This window comes from Pseudomonas mandelii, from assembly GCF_900106065.1.
GTDB lineage: Bacteria > Pseudomonadota > Gammaproteobacteria > Pseudomonadales > Pseudomonadaceae > Aquipseudomonas > Aquipseudomonas mandelii.
The window spans coordinates 2,841,733-2,860,027 of sequence record NZ_LT629796.1 but is presented as its reverse complement, the minus strand read 5'-3'; the positions used below and the strand labels follow the sequence as shown (position 1 = coordinate 2,860,027).

The 18,295-nt window shown below is 60.9% G+C and carries 16 protein-coding genes and 1 pseudogene; 9 read left to right on the top strand and 8 right to left on the bottom strand.

The window, feature by feature from the left end:
* The 5 genes from etfA to BLU63_RS13000 all read right to left on the bottom strand — a co-directional run bounded on the left by etfA (position 1) and on the right by BLU63_RS13000 (position 6,945).
* Complete coding sequence (gene etfA / locus BLU63_RS13020) at positions 1-1,221, bottom strand: electron transfer flavoprotein subunit alpha (protein WP_083375601.1); 1,221 nt, start codon at positions 1,219-1,221, stop codon at positions 1-3.
* Positions 1,221-3,170, bottom strand: coding sequence for a dimethylglycine demethylation protein DgcB (dgcB, locus tag BLU63_RS13015; RefSeq protein WP_010467006.1), 1,950 nt, complete (start codon positions 3,168-3,170; stop codon positions 1,221-1,223). Before dgcB ends, etfA begins: the two co-directional genes overlap by 1 nt.
* Positions 3,171-3,281: 111 nt before the next feature.
* Positions 3,282-5,342 (bottom strand): dimethylglycine demethylation protein DgcA, encoded by a 2,061-nt coding sequence (gene dgcA, locus BLU63_RS13010; RefSeq protein WP_008151900.1) that lies wholly within the window; start codon positions 5,340-5,342, stop codon positions 3,282-3,284.
* A gap of 15 nt (positions 5,343-5,357) precedes the next feature.
* Entirely contained in the window at positions 5,358-5,888 is a 531-nt protein-coding gene (locus BLU63_RS13005) for a DUF5943 domain-containing protein (protein ID WP_008033249.1), read from the bottom strand.
* Positions 5,889-5,967: 79 nt separating this feature from the next.
* Positions 5,968-6,945, bottom strand: coding sequence for a dipeptidase (locus BLU63_RS13000; RefSeq protein WP_007907542.1), 978 nt, complete (start codon positions 6,943-6,945; stop codon positions 5,968-5,970).
* Between the two features lie 236 nt (positions 6,946-7,181).
* On the opposite strand from BLU63_RS13000, the gene BLU63_RS12990 reads away from it, so the two are divergent.
* The 3 genes and pseudogenes from BLU63_RS12990 to BLU63_RS12980 all read left to right on the top strand — a co-directional run bounded on the left by BLU63_RS12990 (position 7,182) and on the right by BLU63_RS12980 (position 8,273).
* Positions 7,182-7,583 carry a lysozyme inhibitor LprI family protein gene (locus tag BLU63_RS12990; RefSeq protein ID WP_010467005.1) on the top strand — a complete coding sequence of 134 codons (402 nt, stop codon included), beginning with the start codon at positions 7,182-7,184 and terminating at the stop codon, positions 7,581-7,583.
* 10 nt (positions 7,584-7,593) lie between these two features.
* Positions 7,594-7,824, top strand: a pseudogene (locus BLU63_RS12985) (helix-turn-helix domain-containing protein); the annotation flags it as partial.
* Positions 7,825-7,856: 32 nt separating this feature from the next.
* On the top strand, positions 7,857-8,273 hold the full coding sequence (locus BLU63_RS12980; protein WP_027926650.1) for a DUF3010 family protein: 417 nt from the start codon (positions 7,857-7,859) through the stop codon (positions 8,271-8,273).
* A gap of 139 nt (positions 8,274-8,412) precedes the next feature.
* On the opposite strand, the gene BLU63_RS12975 is transcribed toward BLU63_RS12980, so the two are convergent.
* Positions 8,413-9,372 (bottom strand): GlxA family transcriptional regulator, encoded by a 960-nt coding sequence (locus tag BLU63_RS12975; protein WP_010467001.1) that lies wholly within the window; start codon positions 9,370-9,372, stop codon positions 8,413-8,415.
* 209 nt (positions 9,373-9,581) lie between these two features.
* Between BLU63_RS12975 and BLU63_RS12970 the strand changes: the two genes are divergently transcribed.
* The 6 genes from BLU63_RS12970 to BLU63_RS12940 all read left to right on the top strand — a co-directional run bounded on the left by BLU63_RS12970 (position 9,582) and on the right by BLU63_RS12940 (position 15,018).
* Positions 9,582-10,526 carry a choline ABC transporter substrate-binding protein gene (locus BLU63_RS12970; protein WP_010467000.1) on the top strand — a complete coding sequence of 315 codons (945 nt, stop codon included), beginning with the start codon at positions 9,582-9,584 and terminating at the stop codon, positions 10,524-10,526.
* A gap of 75 nt (positions 10,527-10,601) precedes the next feature.
* A complete protein-coding gene (locus BLU63_RS12965) occupies positions 10,602-11,489 on the top strand; it encodes a BKACE family enzyme (protein WP_008151915.1) in 888 nt (295 codons plus the stop codon).
* A gap of 142 nt (positions 11,490-11,631) precedes the next feature.
* A complete protein-coding gene (locus BLU63_RS12960; RefSeq protein ID WP_010466999.1) occupies positions 11,632-12,597 on the top strand; it encodes an L-carnitine dehydrogenase in 966 nt (321 codons plus the stop codon).
* Between the two features lie 134 nt (positions 12,598-12,731).
* Positions 12,732-13,208, top strand: coding sequence for a thioesterase family protein (locus tag BLU63_RS12955; RefSeq protein ID WP_083375599.1), 477 nt, complete (start codon positions 12,732-12,734; stop codon positions 13,206-13,208).
* Between the two features lie 14 nt (positions 13,209-13,222).
* A complete protein-coding gene (locus BLU63_RS12950) occupies positions 13,223-14,383 on the top strand; it encodes a gamma-butyrobetaine dioxygenase (protein ID WP_010466996.1) in 1,161 nt (386 codons plus the stop codon).
* Between the two features lie 371 nt (positions 14,384-14,754).
* The gene (locus BLU63_RS12940; protein ID WP_010466994.1) at positions 14,755-15,018 is read left to right on the top strand and encodes a hypothetical protein; all 264 of its coding nucleotides are present in this window, start codon (positions 14,755-14,757) and stop codon (positions 15,016-15,018) included.
* 131 nt (positions 15,019-15,149) lie between these two features.
* On the opposite strand, the gene gbdR is transcribed toward BLU63_RS12940, so the two are convergent.
* Both gbdR and BLU63_RS12925 read right to left on the bottom strand, forming a co-directional pair.
* Positions 15,150-16,253: a choline metabolism transcriptional regulator GbdR gene (gene gbdR / locus BLU63_RS12930; RefSeq protein ID WP_010466992.1), complete on the bottom strand. Its 1,104-nt coding sequence runs from the start codon at positions 16,251-16,253 to the stop codon at positions 15,150-15,152.
* Positions 16,254-16,862: 609 nt separating this feature from the next.
* On the bottom strand, positions 16,863-18,239 hold the full coding sequence (locus BLU63_RS12925) for an L-serine ammonia-lyase (RefSeq protein ID WP_010466990.1): 1,377 nt from the start codon (positions 18,237-18,239) through the stop codon (positions 16,863-16,865).
* Positions 18,240-18,295: the final 56 nt, after the last annotated feature.

Sequence of the window (18,295 nt, the reverse complement as noted above, 5' to 3'; positions counted from 1 at the left end):
TTAAGCCGCATCGCGCTTGGCTTCGTTGCGGTAAGCCTCTACCGCCGCGATCAAGGCTTGAAGAATTTCGGCGCTCTCACCGATCACCGACAAGTCGGCTCGTTTGATCATGTCGCAGCCAGGGTCGAGGTTGATTGCCACCACCTTGTCGCAGGCACCAATGCCTTGCAGGTGCTGGATCGCCCCGGAAATCCCCACCGCCACGTAAACCCGCGCGGTGACCCAGGTACCGGACGCGCCGACTTGGCGATCGCGCGCCATGAAGCCATCGTCCACCGCCACCCGCGACGCGCCTTCGGTGGCGCCAAGGGCTTCAGCGGTCCTGTGGAAAAGTCCCCAGTCCTTGACTCCGTTGCCGCCGGAGAAGATGAATTCGGCTTCGGCCATCGGAATCGCCGCCGGATCCACCGCCACCGCGCCCAAATCTTCAATGCGCGACAAGCTGCGTGCGACGGCTGTGGATAACTCCACGGGCAACGCTTCGTGACGGGTTTCGCTGACCGGTTCTGCGCACTCGACAGCGGCCAGAATCAAGCGTGCGACCGGACGCGCAAGGTCCTGTAAACCGGCACCGGCGCGGCCGATGCATTCCTGATCCTTGACCTGCCAGACCCGCGTGGCCGGGCGTTCGCCCAGTGCGGCGGCAAAGCGCCGACCGAGTTCACCGCCACCGCTGCGGCTGTCCGGCAGCAGCCAGTGACGCGGACTGAACTGGTTATCCACAGCCCGCAGGCCCTGGACCCGTTGCTCCGGTGCATAACCGCTGAATTCATCGCCATCCAATACCAGCAAGCGATCGACGCCTGCGGTAGTGAAGGCGTTTTCTTTGTGTTCGCCGAAAACCACAGCCAACACCGCGCCTTCCTTGCCGGCCAGTTGATGAGCCAGACCGAGCAAGTCGCGGTCGTGGCTGCTCAAGCGGCCGCCGACCATGTCCGGCACCACGCTGATGTAAAACGCAGGTGCAGGCACTTGATGCAGTGGCAATTGCACTTCCACGGCCGCCGAGCGTTTGGTCGCGCCGCCGTGCTGAGCGCCGCTGCGGTCAATGCGCTTGATGCCGTTGGGACCGATAAAACCGATGCCGTGCAGGTTCTTGCGGAGGACGCCGTTAGGGCCCATCCAGCTGTGTTGCGCCGGTTGCATGGCCGCGTGCAGCGGGTGCAGGCGGTTACGGGCAATCCATTCGGCGCGGGGGTCGCGGCGGATAATGTCGCTCATCAGTGGGCCTCCGCAGGTTCACGTTGGGCCGGTTTGGTCGGCTTGCTCGGCGCCGCATCTTCGAGCAACGCGTCCGCCACCAATTCGGCGATGTCCTTGATCAGCGGACGCGGTTCGACCACGCCTTCGAGCATCGCGGTGCATTGCGGGCAACCCACGGCCACCAGTTCGGCGCCGGTTTCGCGGATGTCGTCCATGCGCATGTCAGGGATCCGTTGCTTGCCCGGAATGTCAGTGATCGGCGCCCCGCCACCGCCGCCGCAGCAGCGCGAGCGGAAACCGGAGCGTTGCATCTCTTTGACTTCAATGCCGAGGGCGCGCAGCACTTCACGCGGCGCCTCGTATTCGCCGTTGTAGCGGCCGAGGTAGCACGGGTCGTGATACGTCACGCTGCTGCCTTTGTGCTGGCCAAGGTTCAGGGCGCCAGCGCCGATGATTTCGGCCATGTAGGTGCTGTGGTGCTGCACCAGGTAGTTGCCGTCGAAGGCGCCGTACTCGTTTTTCAGCACGTGGAAGCTGTGTGGGTCGCAGGTGACGATGCGGTTGAAGCTGTACTTGGCCAGGGTCTGGATGTTGCGTTTGGCCAACAACTGGAACGTCGCTTCGTCGCCCAGACGCCGGGCCACGTCACCGCTGTCGCGCTCTTCGAGCCCCAGCACTGCGAAGTCGACCTTGGCCGCTTTCAATACCTTGACGAAGGCGCGCAGGGTGCGCTGGTTGCGCATGTCGAAGGCGCCGTCGCCAACCCAGAACAGCACGTCGACGGACTTCTTCTCGCTCATCAGGTTGAGGTTCAAATCCGCCGCCCAGTTCATCCGCCCGCCCGGCGCGAAACCGCCCGGGTTATCGGTGGCGATCAGGTTTTCCAGGACTTCGGCGCCCTTGTTCGGAGTGGCGCCTTTTTCCAGGGTCAGATGGCGGCGCATGTCGACGATGGCGTCGACGTGCTCGATCATCATCGGGCATTCCTCGACACAAGCCCGGCACGTGGTGCAGGACCACAGGGTCTCGGCGTCCACCAAACCGTTGACGATCGGTTGATGCGGGTTGCCGGCGTGCTCGCCGATGGCCTTGCCCGGATACGGGCTGCCAGCGAACTTGGCGTCGGTGCCACCGGCCAGGCCGACGACCATGTCCTGAATCAGTTTTTTCGGGTTCAGCGGCTGGCCGGCGGCGAATGCGGGGCACGCGGCTTCGCATTTACCGCACTGCACGCAGGCGTCGAAACCGAGCAGTTGGTTCCAGGTGAAATCCTTGGGTTTTTCCACGCCCAACGGTGCGCTCGGGTCGTTCAGGTCCAGCGGTTTCAAACCGGTGGAACGACCGCCGCCAAAGCGTTCGGCGCGACGGTGCCAAGCCAGGTGCAGGGCCCCGGCAAAGGCGTGCTTCATCGGCCCGCCCCAGGTCATGCCGAAGAACAGTTCACTCACACCCCACAAAACACCGAGGCCGAGGATCGCTGCCACCACCCAACCGCCGAAGTTTTCCGGGAGGATGCCGGCCACCGGCAGGGTCAACAGGAAGAAGCTCGCCGAGAACGCCAACAGGCTTTTCGGCAGGCGCATCCACGGCCCTTTGGACAGGCGCGCCGGTGGGTTGCGACGACGCAGGTAGACAAAGATCGCACCGACGAACATCACCACCGTCATCAACAGCAGCGCGTAACCGAGGATGCGGTTATGCAGGCCGAAACCGTGCACCAGAATCGCCAGCACGATGGACGCCACCGCACCACCGGCCGTGGCCACGTGGGTGTTGGCGATGTATTTGTCCCGCGCCACGACGTGGTGCAAATCGACCATGTAGCGCTTGGGCATGGCAAACAGGCCGCCGATCAGGTCGACCTTGGAGGCACGGCCCCGACGCCACATAGCCACCCGCCGCAACGCGCCGAGGACGGCAAGGCCCAGGGCAGCGAACAACAGGATTGGAAGAAGGGTGTTCAACATCAGAGTCACCTCTGGCGAGGTGCAAGTTACAAGCTACAAGCTGCAAGAAAAAGCGGCGGTGAGGATGAGCTTTTACTTGTAGCTTGCAGCTTAAGGCTTGCAGCTAAGCCGTCAAAAATCCTTACAGAGCCGGAGTGCGTCATAAATGGCGGCGTGTGTGTTGCGCTGCGCCACGCAGTCGCCGATGCGGAACAGCAAGTAGCCGTCGCCCGCCTGGCTCAGCGAAGGTTGCGGCTTGATCGCGAACAGGGCTTCGATGTCCATCTGGCCTTTGTTGCGCGAGCCTTCCTTCATGGCGTAGTAGATCTCTTCGTCCGGACGCACGCCGTTTTCAACGACGACCTGGTCCACCACTCGCTCCTCTTTGGCGCCGGTGTATTCGTTTTCCAGCACCGCCACCAGCTTGTCGCCTTCGCGGTAGACCTTTTCCAGCATCATGTCGCCGGTCATGATCACTTCTTTGGGGTACATGCTGCGGTAGTACGTCGGGAACGACGTACCGCCAATCGCCACGCCCGGCTTGATGTCGTCAGTAACGATCTCGACCTGGCTGCCTTTGTCAGCGAGGAAGTCGGCGGTCGACATGCCGGTGAATTCGCAAATGGTGTCGTAGACCAACACGTTCTTGCCCGGCGCGACCTTGCCGTCGAGGATGTCCCAGCTGCTGACCACCAGGCCTTCAGCCGCGCCCCAGTGTTCGTTTTGTTCCAGGAACGGATGACCGCCAACGGCGAGCACCACCACGTCCGGACGCAGGTCGAGAATGGTTGCCGCATCGGCCGCCACGCCCAGGCGCAGGTCGACTTTCAGACGCGCCAATTCCAGCTGGAACCAGCGAGTGATACCGGCGATCTGGTCCCGTTGCGGGGCTTTCGAAGCGGTAGTGATCTGCCCGCCAATGAATTCTTTCTTCTCGAACAGGGTCACGTCGTGGCCACGTTCGGCCGACACACGCGCCGCTTCCATCCCGGCAGGACCGGCACCGACCACCACAACCTTGCGCTTCACACCGGTCGATTTCTCGATGATGTGCGGCACGCCCATGTATTCACGGGAAGTCGCGGCGTTCTGGATGCACAAGACGTCCAGGCCCTGATACTGACGGTCGATGCAGTAGTTGGCGCCGACGCATTGCTTGATCTGGTCAACCTGACCCATTTTGATCTTGGCGATCAGGTGCGGGTCGGCGATGTGGGCGCGGGTCATGCCGACCATGTCCACGTAGCCGCCTTCCAGAATACGGGTCGCCTGGTTCGGGTCCTTGATGTTCTGCGCGTGCAGGACCGGGGCCTTGACCACTTCCTTGATACCGGCCGCCAAATGCAGGAACGGCTCCGGTGGATAACTCATGTTCGGGATAACGTTGGCCAGGGTGTTGTGGGTGTCGCAACCCGAACCCACCACGCCGATGAAGTCGATCATGCCGGTGTCGTCGTAGTACTTGGCGATCTGCTTCATGTCCTCGTGGGACAAGCCGTCCGGGTGGAACTCATCACCGCACAAACGGATGCCGACGCAGAAATCCGGGCCGACTTCAGCCCGCACAGCCTTGATCACTTCCAGGCCGAAACGCATGCGGTTCTCGAAGCTGCCGCCCCATTCGTCGGTACGTTTGTTGACCCGCGGGCTCCAGAACTGGTCGATCATGTGCTGGTGCACGGCGGACAGCTCGACGCCATCCAGGCCACCGGCCTTGGCCCGTGCCGCAGCGCTGGCGTAGTTGCCGATCACCCGCCAGATTTCTTCCGGCTCGATGGTTTTGCAAGTCGCACGGTGCACCGGCTCGCGGATGCCCGACGGCGACAGCAGAGTTGGCCAATGCTCGCCATCCCAGCGGGAACGACGGCCCATGTGGGTAATCTGGATCATGATCTTGGCGCCATGCTTGTGCATGGCATCGGCCAGGTTCTGGAAGTGCGGAATGATCCGGTCGTCGGCCAGGTTGACCGACTTCCACCAGCCTTGCGGGCTGTCGATGGCCACGCTGGAGGAACCGCCGCAAATCGCCAGGCCGATCCCGCCCTTGGCTTTCTCTTCGTAATACTTGACGTACCGGTCGGTGGTCATGCCGCCGTCGGTCGCGTAGACCTCGGCGTGCGCGGTACTGAGCACGCGGTTGCGGATGGTCAGTTTGCCGATCTGGATCGGCTGGAACATTGCTTCGAAAGCCATGGCGGGTTCCTCGACTTACAACGGCTTGACGGTGAACAAACCGTCGTCGTGGCCTTCTTCGGAGCCACCGTAAACCTGTTCGGCAACAGTGCGGATCTTGCTGCCACGGGCTTGCAGAATCTGGTCCATGGCTCCGGCAAACCAACCGGTGAACATGTAGTCGACCTTGCGCCCGACCTTGCCGTACACGTAGACGAACGCCGAGTGTTCGAGCTTGACGCTGGCGGTGCCCTTGTCGAGGTCGATGTCCTGGATCTTGAACAGGCCCCAGCCGCGCTGCGACAGGCGCTTCATGTAGTGCTCGAACACCGCGACGCCTTCCAGGCCGTGGCATTCGGCTTCTTTTTCACACCAGTGCCAGGCGGATTTGTAGCCGGCCTTGTAGAGGATTTCGGCGTAGGCGTCGGCGCCCAGCACTTCCTCGATGCCCATGTGGTTGTTGACGAAGAAGTGACGCGGCACATACAGCATCGGCAGGGCGTCGGAAGTCCAGACACCGGTTTCGCTGTCGACTTCGATTGGCAATTGCGGGGCGATCTTGGCCATGGAAACTTAACTCCAGAAAATTTTGGGTGTTGCCCCCGGCGCGGACGGCCGGAGGAAAGAATTCTTCAGATGCGGCGGCTTATTCGCCCCAAACGTCTTTCAAGACGTTGACCCAGTTCTCGCCCATGATCTTGCGCACCACACGCTCGGAGTGGCCGCGCTTGAGCAGGGTTTCGGTCAGGTTCGGGAATTCGCCGACGGTGCGGATGCCCAGCGGGTTGATGATCTTGCCGAAGCTGGTCAGGCGGCGGGCGTAGCCCTTGTCATGGGTCAGGTACTCGAAGAAGTCCTGGCCATGGCCCTGGGTGAAGTCGGTGCCGATACCGATGGCGTCTTCACCAACGATGTTCATGGTGTATTCGATGGCCTCGGCGTAGTCGTCGATGGTCGAATCGATGCCCTTGGCCAGGAACGGCGCGAACATGGTCACGCCGACAAAACCGCCGTGATCGGCGATGAACTTCAGTTCTTCATCGGACTTGTTGCGCGGATGGACTTTCAGGCCCGACGGCAGGCAGTGGGAGTAGCACACCGGTTTCTTCGATTCGAGAATGACTTCTTCAGACGTCTTGGAGCCGACGTGGGACAGGTCGCACATGACCCCGACGCGGTTCATCTCGGCAACGATTTCACGACCGAATCCCGACAGGCCGCCATCGCGCTCGTAGCAGCCAGTCCCTACCAGGTTCTGGGTGTTGTAGCACATCTGCACGATACCGACGCCGAGCTGCTTGAAGACCTCGACGTAGCCGATCTGGTCTTCAAACGCGTGAGCATTCTGGAAGCCGAACAGGATGCCGGTCTTGCCCTGCTCCTTCGCTTTACGGATGTCGGCGGTAGTGCGAACCGGAATCACCAGGTCGCTGTTCTCGCGGATCAGCTTCTGGCTGGCGGCGATGTTGTTGACGGTGGCCTGGAAGCCCTCCCACACCGACACGGTGCAGTTGGCCGCGGTCAGACCGCCCTTGCGCATGTCTTCGAACAGCTCACGGTTCCACTTGGCAATAATCAGCCCGTCGATAACGATGCTGTCGGCGTGCAATTCGGCTGGGCTCATCAGGCTGTCCCCTATTAGCGATTCATGCGCCGAATCGTGTGCCGGCGCTTTGGGGCCAGCATATGCCTGAGGACCGGGGCAGCCGGGTGCAAAAACGACAGGGGGTTTGCCGAAAGCGTCAATCCGCGACAAAGGGTCGTTGATCGACGCAATCGCCCACCTGTTCAAGGGCCGCTGCTTGGGCCAGAATCCGCTGCATTACTGAATAGGCACTGAAAAATAGGGGCTGCGTCGCAATGAGAACGATCTTCCTGGCTTTGGCACTGATAGCGACCGGCGTACACGCAGCTGAAGAGGCCGACGACAACCCCTGCGACAAGGTCGAAAACGACGTCCAGACCCTGGAATGCTCCGCCTTCAGCAGAACCACCGCCGAAGACCTGCTCAAGGACAACTACCAAAGCCTGACCGAGCGCATGCAAACGGCCTACGGCAAGAACCCGGCGCAACTGAGCGACATCACCGCCAAGCTCAAGGCCGCGCAGCAGCAGTGGCTGAAAACCCGGGATGCGGATTGCGCGGTTGAAGCGTTTCCGGCGACCAGTGGCAGCAAGGCGTTCACCATTGCGCAGAACGATTGCGTGGCGCGGATGAGTGATGAGCGGTCGGAGTTTTTGGAGTCGATTGGGCAGGAGTGAAAACATAAATATGGAGAATGATTTGATCCCTCACGAAGTAGTCAGCCTTATCGTTGATGGCGCGTTACCGGTCAGGGCCTGGCGCGAACACCTGAACCTTACACAGGATGAGGTGGCCAAACGCATGGGCATTTCTCAACCTGCTTTTGCCCAGCAAGAGACTGTAGCGAAGCCTCGCAAGGCCACCCGCGAGAAAATTGCCGCGGCGTTTGGCATTACGGCTAATCAACTTGAGCTGTAGGCTGCACACAACCATTTGTGAAAGGGATCGAAATGAAAATCTGCGGCATCGAAATCAAAGGCAGCGAAGCGATCATTGCCGTCGCGTCCCTGGACGGTCAGACGCTGAGTCACGTAGCCCTGCCCACCAAGAAAATTGCCCTCGACGATGACGACGAAGCCGCGAACGTCAAAGTCTTCGCCGCTCAGGTGGCGTCGTTTGTACGCGAGAACTCCATCGACCGGATCGCGATCAAGAAGCGCAGCAAGAAAGGCGAGTTCGCCGGTGGACCGACCACGTTCAAGATCGAGGGTGTGTTTCAGCTGCTGGAAAATTGCGAGGTGACGCTGCTGTCGCCGCAAACGATCAATGCGCAGAGCAAGAAGCACAACGTGGAACTGCCAGCGACGCTGAACAAATATCAGCATGAAGCCTACAAAGCAGCCTGCTCGGCCTTAATGAAGAAATAAGATCCACAACAAATCATAACTGTGGGAGCGAGCCTGCTCGCGAAAGCGGTGGGTCAGTCGACATCAATGGCGGCTGACAGATTGCATTCGCGAGCAGCCTCGCTCCCACAGGTTTTTTTGGTGTTGTAGGAATCTGTGCTCAGACCAGCTCTCGCCCATCCCCAAGCCGTCGGCGATCCTCGCGCGGGCACCGCGCAAACTTCGCCCGATAGCTGCGGGTGAAATACGACGGCGATTCAAAACCGCACGCAATGCTCACCTCCAGCACACTCATGTCCGTCTGTCGCAGCAACTGCCGGGCCTTCTCCAGCCGCAAGCGCAGGTAGAAATTGCTCGGCGTGTCGTTCAGGTGCAACCGAAACAGGCGCTCCAACTGGCGCCGCGTCACCTTGATCGATTCGGCTAACTCAAGCGTACTCAGCGGTGGTTCGCTGTGCTGCTCCATCTCACCAATAACGTGAACGAGCTTCTTGTTGCTGATGCCATAGCGCGTGGCGACTTCCATGCGCTGGTGGTCTTTGCGCGGGCGGATGCGCCCGAGCACGAATTGTTCGCTGACCTGGATCGCCAGTTCCGGGCCGTGGGCCTGGGCGATCAGGTCGAGCATCAGGTCGATGGAGGCTGTACCGCCGGCTGAGGTGATACGGCGGCGATCGATCTCGAACAGCTCCTGGGTGACGCTGAGCTGTGGATAAGACTCCTTGAACGCGTCGATGGCTTCCCAGTGCAGGGTCAGGCGATGGCCGTCGAGCAGGCCGGCTTCGGCGAGGACGAAGCTGCCGGTGTCGATGGCGCCGAGGGTCACGCCCTCGTTGTCCAGACGGCGCAGCCAGTGCTCCAGCGCGGGCGTGGCGAATTTCAGCGGTTCGAAGCCGGCGACCACCAACAGGGTTGCACCTTTCTTCAGCGGCTCCAGCGCCGCATCGGCGTTGACCGACATGCCATTGCTGGCCAATACCGCCCCGCCATCGGCACTCAGCACGTGCCAGCGATACAACTCGCCGCGAAAGCGATTGGCGACCCGCAGCGGCTCGATGGCCGAGATAAAACCGATGGCCGAGAAACCCGGCATCAACATGAAGTAGAAGTCCTGGGACATGGAGCGCACTCGACTGGCAGGTAACGAGAGGGCGGGTAGCGTGTGGACGTTGATACGCCACTTGCAACAGGCTTTCAAGAGCGCAGGTCGCTGCAGTGCAAGAGCTGGTCGCCGCAGTGCGCTTTCACGGGGCCTTAGCTGCGTAACTTGGCATCACCGGCGCACAAAGATGCCGGAACCCACAATAACGTCTGCCGAGGAACCCCGACATGAAACGACTGATCAGCAGCTGTGTTCTTGCACTCAGCGGTACCGCCTTCTTGAGCGCCAGCGTCATGGCGGCCGAACCTGCTTCATGCCAGAACGTGCGCATGGGCGTCGTGAACTGGACCGACGTGATCGCCACCAGTGCCATGACCCAGGTCCTGCTCGATGGCCTCGGCTACAACACCAAACAAACCAGCGCCTCCCAGCAAATCATCTTCGCCGGGATCCGCGACCAGCGCCTGGACCTGTTCCTGGGTTACTGGAACCCGCTGATGACCCAGACCATCACACCGTTCGTCGACGCCAATCAGGTCAAGGTGCTTGAAGCGCCTAGCCTGAAAGACGCCCGCGCCACGCTCGCCGTTCCGACTTACCTCGCCGACAAGGGTCTGAAAACCTTCGCCGACATCGCCAAGTTCGAAAAAGAACTGGGCGGCAAGATCTACGGCATCGAGCCTGGCTCGGGCGCTAACACCCAGATCAAGGCAATGATCGCCAAGAACCAGTTTGGCCTCGGCAAATTCCAGCTCGTCGAGTCCAGCGAAGCCGGCATGCTCGCGGCGGTGGATCGCGCCGTGCGCCGCAAAGAAGCCGTGGTGTTCTTCGGCTGGGCGCCGCACCCGATGAACGTCAACGTGCAGATGACTTACCTCACCGGCAGCGAAGACGCTCTCGGCCCGAACGAAGGCATGGCCACGGTCTGGACCGTCACTTCGCCGAACTATGCGCAACAGTGCCCGAACATCGGCAAATTGCTGAGCAACCTGACCTACACCGCCGAAGACGAGAGCCGGATGATGCAGCCGCTGCTGGATCACAAAGACGCTTTCGAATCGGCCAAACAATGGCTGAAAGATCACCCGCAAGACAAGCAACGCTGGCTCGAAGGCGTCACCACCTTCGATGGCAAACCGGCCGCTGACAATTTGAAACTGACCAGCAAATAAACCCCGATTGAACCACCGACTCGCAGCCCTACGGGGCTGCGAACGGAATCATCACGCCTGCAAGGAACCCGCCTCATGAACCACGACGTCATCATCACCTGCGCACTCACCGGTGCTGGCGACACGACCAGCAAGAGCCCACACGTGCCGGTCACCCCGAAACAAATCGCCGCTGCCGCCGTGGAAGCCGCCAAGGCAGGTGCCACGGTCGTTCACTGCCACGTGCGCAACCCCGAAACCGGCAAATTCAGCCGTGACGTGGCCTTGTACCGCGAAGTGATGGAGCGCATCCGCGAGGCGGACGTCGACATCATCGTCAACCTCACCGCCGGCATGGGCGGCGACCTGGAAATCGGCGCGGGCGAGAACCCGATGGAGTTCGGTCCGAACACCGACCTGGTGGGGCCGTTGACCCGTCTGGCCCACGTTGAAGCACTGTTGCCGGAAATCTGCACCCTCGACTGCGGCACCCTGAACTTCGGCGACGGTGACACCATTTACGTTTCCACCCCGGCGCAACTGCGCGCAGGCGCCAAACGCATTCAAGAGCTGGGCGTGAAGGCCGAGCTGGAAATTTTCGACACCGGTCACCTGTGGTTCGCCAAGCAGTTGATCAAGGAAGGCCTGCTCGACGATCCGCTGTTCCAGCTGTGCCTGGGCATTCCGTGGGGCGCGCCGGCCGACACCACCACTATGAAAGCCATGGTCGACAACCTGCCCGCGAACGCGGTCTGGGCCGGCTTCGGCATCGGTCGCATGCAAATGCCGATGGCGGCGCAAGCGGTGCTGCTCGGCGGCAACGTGCGGGTTGGCCTGGAAGACAACATCTGGCTGGACAAGGGTGTGCTGGCGACCAACGGCCAACTGGTCGAACGCGCCTCGGAAATCCTCAGCCGCCTCGGTGCCCGCGTCCTGACTCCGGCGGAAGGCCGGGCAAAAATGGGCCTGACCAAGCGCGGCTAATCCCCCACGCACATAACCTGTAGGAGCGAGGCTTGCCCGCGAAGGTGGCATTCCTGCCGGAAGAGATCCGTCGGATGTACCGGCCTCTTCGCGGGCAAGCCTCTCTCCTACAGAGAGCACCGAATTCTTTTAGGACGACGCCATGAGCTTTATCACCGAAATCAAAACCTTCGCAGCCCTGGGCAGCGGTGTCATCGGCAGCGGTTGGGTATCCCGCGCCCTCGCCCACGGCCTCGACGTTGTCGCCTGGGACCCGGCGCCTGGCGCTGAAGCCGCGTTGCGCAAACGCGTCGCCAATGCCTGGGGTGCGCTGGAGAAACAAGGCTTGGCACCGGGTGCTTCACAGGATCGGCTGCGCTTTGTCGCAACCATTGAGGAATGCGTTCGCGACGCCGACTTCATTCAGGAAAGTGCCCCTGAGCGCCTCGATCTGAAACTGGAACTGCACAGTAAAATCAGCGCGGCGGCCAAGCCCAATGCCTTGATCGGTTCCAGTACTTCCGGCCTGTTGCCGAGCGAGTTCTACGAGAGTTCGACGCACCCGGAACGCTGCGTGGTCGGGCACCCCTTCAACCCGGTTTACCTGCTGCCGCTGGTGGAAGTGGTCGGCGGCAAAAACACCGCACCGCAAGCCGTTCAAGCGGCGATGAAAGTCTACGAATCCCTGGGCATGCGTCCGCTGCACGTGCGCAAGGAAGTGCCCGGGTTCATCGCCGACCGTTTGCTCGAAGCGCTGTGGCGGGAGGCGCTGCACCTGGTCAACGACGGTGTGGCGACCACCGGAGAAATCGATGATGCGATTCGCTTTGGCGCGGGTCTGCGCTGGTCATTCATGGGCACGTTCTTGACGTACACCCTGGCGGGTGGCGATGCGGGTATGAGGCACTTCATGGCGCAATTTGGGCCGGCGTTGCAGTTACCGTGGACGTATCTGCCGGCACCGGAGCTGACCGACAAGTTGATTGATGATGTGGTGGATGGCACCAGCGATCAGTTAGGCACGCACAGCATTTCCGCGCTGGAGCGCTATCGTGATGATTGCTTGCTGGCGGTGCTGGAAGCGGTGAAGACCACCAAAGAGAAGCATGGGATGGCGTTCGCTGACTAAACAACCCACCCCCTGTAGGAGCGAGACTTGCCCGCGAAGGCAATTTCCCTGCCGCAAGAGATCCGTCGAATGTACCGGCCTCTTCGCGGGCAAGCCTCGCTCCTACAGGCCTCAACCATTTCGGATGTGACGACATGCCCACCCTCACCACCTACCAAACCAAAATCATCCCCGACTGGGTCGACTACAACGGCCACCTGCGCGATGCCTTCTACCTGCTGATTTTCAGCTACGCCACCGACGCCCTGATGGATCGCCTGGGCATGGACAGCAACAACCGCGAAGCCAGCGGCAATTCGCTGTTCACCCTCGAACTGCACCTCAATTATCTGCATGAAGTGAAGCTCGACGCTGACGTCGAAGTGCGTACCCAAATCATCGGCTACGACAGCAAACGCCTGCACCTCTATCACAGCCTGCATCTGGTCGGCGACGACAAGGAACTGGCGGGCAACGAACAAATGCTGCTGCACGTGGACCTCGCCGGACCTCGCTCCGCACCGTTCAGCGAAGACACCCTGAGCAAGCTGCAAGCCATCGTCGCCGAGCAAACCGACCTGCCAACCCCCGCCTACATTGGCCGAGTGATCGCATTACCCCCTAAAAAATAACAAGGAGATCGCCATTGAACACCGCCGCTTTTGCCGACTTCCGTACCTACCCGTTGATCAGCGCGTTGTCCGCCGTGCAAACCCTGGCGGATCGAATTCAAGTGCAGTGGGCTGACGGCCGGGTCAGCCCCTTTCATCATCAATGGCTTCGAGATAACTGCCCGTGCCCGCAGTGCGTCTACACCGTGACCCGCGAGCAAGTGCTGGAAATCGTCGACGTCGCAGAGGACCTGGTGCCGACAGCGGCAAACGTCGACGCCGAAGGTTGCCTCAGCGTCGAATGGCAGGACGGCCACCTAAGCCGCTTCGACCCGGGCTGGCTGCGGGCTCACGCCTATGACGACGAGTCCCGAACCGAACGCCGTGTCGGCAAACCAAAATCCAGGCTGTGGAAAAGCGACTTGCAGCTGCCGGCGTTCGAATACCAGGCGCTGATGAACGATAACGACGCCTTGCTGCAATGGCTGCTGGCGGTGCGCGATATCGGCCTGACCCAAGTGCGCGGCGTACCCACCGAACCCGGCTCACTTAAACTGATCGCCCAGCGGATTTCCTTCATCCGCGAGAGCAATTTCGGCGTGCTGTTCAACGTGCAATCCAAGGCCGATGCCGATAGCAACGCCTACACCGCCTTCAACCTGCCGCTGCACAGCGATTTGCCGACCCGCGAGTTGCAACCGGGGCTGCAATTTCTGCATTGCCTGGTCAATGACGCGGACGGTGGCGAGAGTATTTTTGTCGACGGCTTTGCCATAGCCCAAGCGTTGCGCGAGGAAGATCCCGAGTCGTTTAAAAGCCTCTGCGAAATCCCGGTGGAGTTCCGCAACAAAGATCGCCACAGCGACTACCGCCGTCTCGCGCCGATCATCGCGCTGGATGCCTTTGGGCAGGTGTCGGAAATCCGCATGGCGAACTTTCTACGCGGACCGTTTGATGCCTCGATCGAGGACATGCCCAAGCTGTACCGCGCTTATCGGCGGTTTATTGCGATGACCCGCGAAGCGCGATTCCGGGTGATGACGCGGCTCAATCCCGGTGAGCTGTGGTGCTTCGACAACCGCCGCACCCTTCATGCCCGCAATGCGTTTGATCCCGCCAGTGGCGCCCGTCATTTTCAAGGCTGCTATGTTGATCGGGATGAATTGTTGTCGCGGATCCTTGTGTTGCAACGCTAGACCGCGTCATCGTTCTTCGCGGGCAAGCCTCGCTCCTACAGGGGATCGCATATCCCCGTGGGAGTGAGCCTGCTCGCGATGGGGTCAGCCCAGACACCCCATCCCGCCCTGATTCACAGGCAAAAAAAACCCCGATCAAGCCGTGACAGGATCGGAGCTGAGGAGGGTACTGTTGAGGAGCCTTCGCGCGAGGGTGACCAAACCTTCGTGTTGCCAGCTGAATCCAGTGTGCCCACTCTCCCCTTTCGCAAGTTAGCCGAAAACGACCTGTTCATAGGTATCGCGGCCATTGCGACAAAACGTCCTTGCCGCCACCTCTGGCCCCGATGAGAATCGAATCACGACACCGTTCCCTGAAGAAGGATTGCGTCATGATGTACGCCGATTTGATTGACCAGGAAGACCTGTTGGGCCAGCTCAAGGCGTTAGGATTTGCAGTGCCCCCTGGCGCTAACGCCGAGCAGGCCTGCGAGTGCGCGGTACGGGGTTTGAACAACGAACGGGCAACGGATCTGCGAACTATGGTCAAGCAGATGTACACCAGCAGTGCGACCATCCTGCCGGCCGTGCGCCAGGCGATCGACAAGCAATTGCTGCCGGCGCTGGCGGAGTATCAACAAAGCCGTAGCGCCTGAGTAGCGCCTCACCATGATCGTTCCCACGCTCCGCGTGGGAATGCAGCCCGGGACGCTCCGCGTCCCTGCCGAAGCGGACGCAGAGCGTCCATTGAGGCATTCCCACGCAGCACATGGGAACGATCAGAGCATTAGAGCCTTACGCTGGCAAACGTCGACTCATTACGCGCCTGACTCAGCGCCGACAACGGCCCGGACAGCGGTGACAGCACCAGTGCTTGCGGCAACGGCATCATCGCCACCTGTTGCGTGGTATTGGAACCTACGCGTTCGTCACGCGGCGGAATGCCGAAGTATTCGCGGTAGCACTTGGAGAAGTGCGGCGTGGACACGAAGCCGCAGACCGACGCCACTTCGATGATCGACATCGGCGTTTGCTTGAGCAGCTGCCGGGCACGGATCAGGCGCAGTTTGAGGTAGTAACGCGACGGCGAGCAGTGCAGGTATTTCTGGAACAGGCGCTCCAGCTGACGACGGGAAACAGCGACATACACCGCCAGTTCGTCGAGGTCGATCGGCTCTTCCAGGTTGGCTTCCATCAGCGCGACGATTTCCTGCAACTTCGGCTGGTTGGTGCCGAGCATGTGCTTGAGCGGCACGCGCTGGTGATCCTGCTCGTTGCGGATGCGTTCGTAGACGAACATTTCCGAGATCGCGGCCGACAGTTCACGACCGTGATCGCGGCTGATCAGGTGCAGCATCATGTCCAGCGGCGCGGTGCCGCCGGAGCTGGTGAAACGGTTACGGTCGAGGGTGAACAGGCGTGTGCTCATGGCTACACGGGGGAACGCTTCCTGCATCGCGGCCAGGCATTCCCAGTGCACGCTGCAATCAAAACCGTCCAGCAGGCCGGCGCACGCCAGGGCCCAGCTGCCGGTGCAGACCGCACCGAGACGGCGGGACTGACGCGCCTGGCTTTGCAGCCACGACACGTGCTCGCGGGTAACGGTGCGCTGGATGCCGATGCCGCCGCAGACAATGATGGTGTCCAGAGGGGGCGCTTTGTGCATGGAGCAGTCGGGGGTGATCTGCAGACCGTCACTGGCCCAGACCTGACCACCGTCGACGGTGAGCGTGGTCCAGCGATACAGCTCGCGGCCGGACAATTGGTTGGCCATGCGCAGGGGTTCTACTGCGGAGGCCAGAGAAATAAGCGTGAAATTGTCCAGCAGCAGAAAGCCGATGGATTGAGGCGCACGGTTCTGGGGTTGAGCCCCGGAGTTGAACGTCGTCATCGCGGTATCTCCTCACACAAAGCGGGTGATGGCCTCAGGCGGAGGCTCTTGTTATTGCCATCGTTCTCGCGTGGGAGACGGGCTTTGTAATGACAGAGCAATTGCCATGCCTAAAGTTGAATGGTCATTCAATAACTCCTGAAAACGACGTCGCGGTGTGTCTAAATAAGCCTTGCCGCGAGTGGGGGTTATAAGTGCCATTATCGGCGGGAGGCGCTCTGCCGTTGGGCTTGAGCAAATCGGTAGCACTTGTGGGAACAGGGCTACGGCGACTTATTGGAGAGTGTCACCACAAGCACAGGTGACAGGCGGTAATGGCCAGGTTGGATCCCTGTCCTGGGTGAAGCCGCTTATCTGTAAGCGACGCGCCAAAACGTGGCGCGTTTTAATTCCGGTGGTCACTTAGCGCGCAGTTTTGACTGGTCTTCTCTCGCAGATGACTTTTCTGTGGCGAGGGCGCTTGCTCCCGCTGGGGCGCGAAGCGGCCCTGAAAACTGCAAACGCGAACTTTCAGATATACCCGGTCGCGGGCTATTCGGCTGCTGCGCAGCCGAGCGGGAGCACGCTCCCTCGCCACAGATACTCATTTCACCAGAGAGTTAAGCGTTATCAGCACTCAACCGCGCTCACCGCCAACCCTCCACGCGAAGTCTCTTTGTATTTGTCATGCATATCGGCGCCGGTATCACGCATGGTGCGGATCACCCGATCCAGCGAGATAAAGTGCTGACCATCCCCGCGCAGCGCCATCTGCGCCGCGTTGATGGCTTTCACCGCGGCAATCGCATTGCGCTCGATGCACGGCACTTGAACCAGCCCGCCCACCGGGTCGCAGGTCAGGCCGAGGTTGTGTTCCAGGCCGATTTCCGCCGCGTTGCACAACTGCTCCGGGGTCGCGCCAAGGATCTCTGCCAACCCGGCCGCAGCCATCGCGCAGGCTGAACCGACTTCGCCCTGACAACCGACCTCGGCCCCGGATATCGAAGCGTTCTTCTTGCACAGAATTCCCACCGCCGCAGCACTGAGGAAATAGTCGACCACGTTGGCGTCCGTCACCGCCTCGCTGAACTTCATAAAGTAGTGCAACACCGCCGGAATGATTCCCGCCGCACCGTTAGTCGGTGCCGTCACCATGCGCCCACCGGCAGCGTTCTCTTCGTTGACCGCCAGGGCGAACAGGTTGACCCATTCCATGGCGCTCAAGGTCGAGCCGATGACGTTGGGTTTGCCCAGCTCTTGCAGGCTGCGATGCAACTTGGCCGCACGACGGCGCACATTCAGGCCGCCAGGCAAGATGCCTTCGTGCTTGAGGCCCTGATCGACGCAATCCTGCATGGCGCGCCAGAGCTTCATCAGACCGCTGCGAATCTCTTCCTCGCTGCGCCAGACCTTCTCGTTAGCCATCATCAATTCGGCGACGCGCAGGTTGTGCTTCTGGCACAGGCTGAGCAGTTCGACAGCGCTGGAGAAATCGTAGGGCAACACGGTGCGATCCAGATCGACCACGCCGCTGGAAGCCTGCGCTTCATCCACGACAAAACCACCGCCGATGGAATAGTAGGTGTCGCGATGCAACTCACCGTGTTCGCCTTCGACGATCAGGGTCATGGCGTTAGGGTGGAACGGCAGGTTTTCGTCGATCAGGCGCATGTCGCGGGCCCAGATAAACGGCACCGACAAGCGACCGTCGAGCAGCAGGGTGTGGGTCTCGCGCAAGGTTTCGATACGGATGCCGATTTGCGACGGATCAATCGCGTCCGGCCACTCGCCCATCAGGCCCATGATCACAGCGTTGTCGCTGCCGTGACCGATTCCGGTGGCCGATAACGAACCATAAAGCTGAACTTCAACGCGCCGCACTTGTTCCAAAAGACCCTGCTCACGCAAACCTTGCACGAACAGCGCGGCGGCCCGCATAGGTCCCACGGTGTGCGAACTGGAAGGGCCGATGCCGATTTTGAACAGGTCGAAAACACTGATAGCCATTACTGCCGAACTCCTGGATGTGCCAACTCCAGACGCAAAAGCGCCCAGTGACGGAG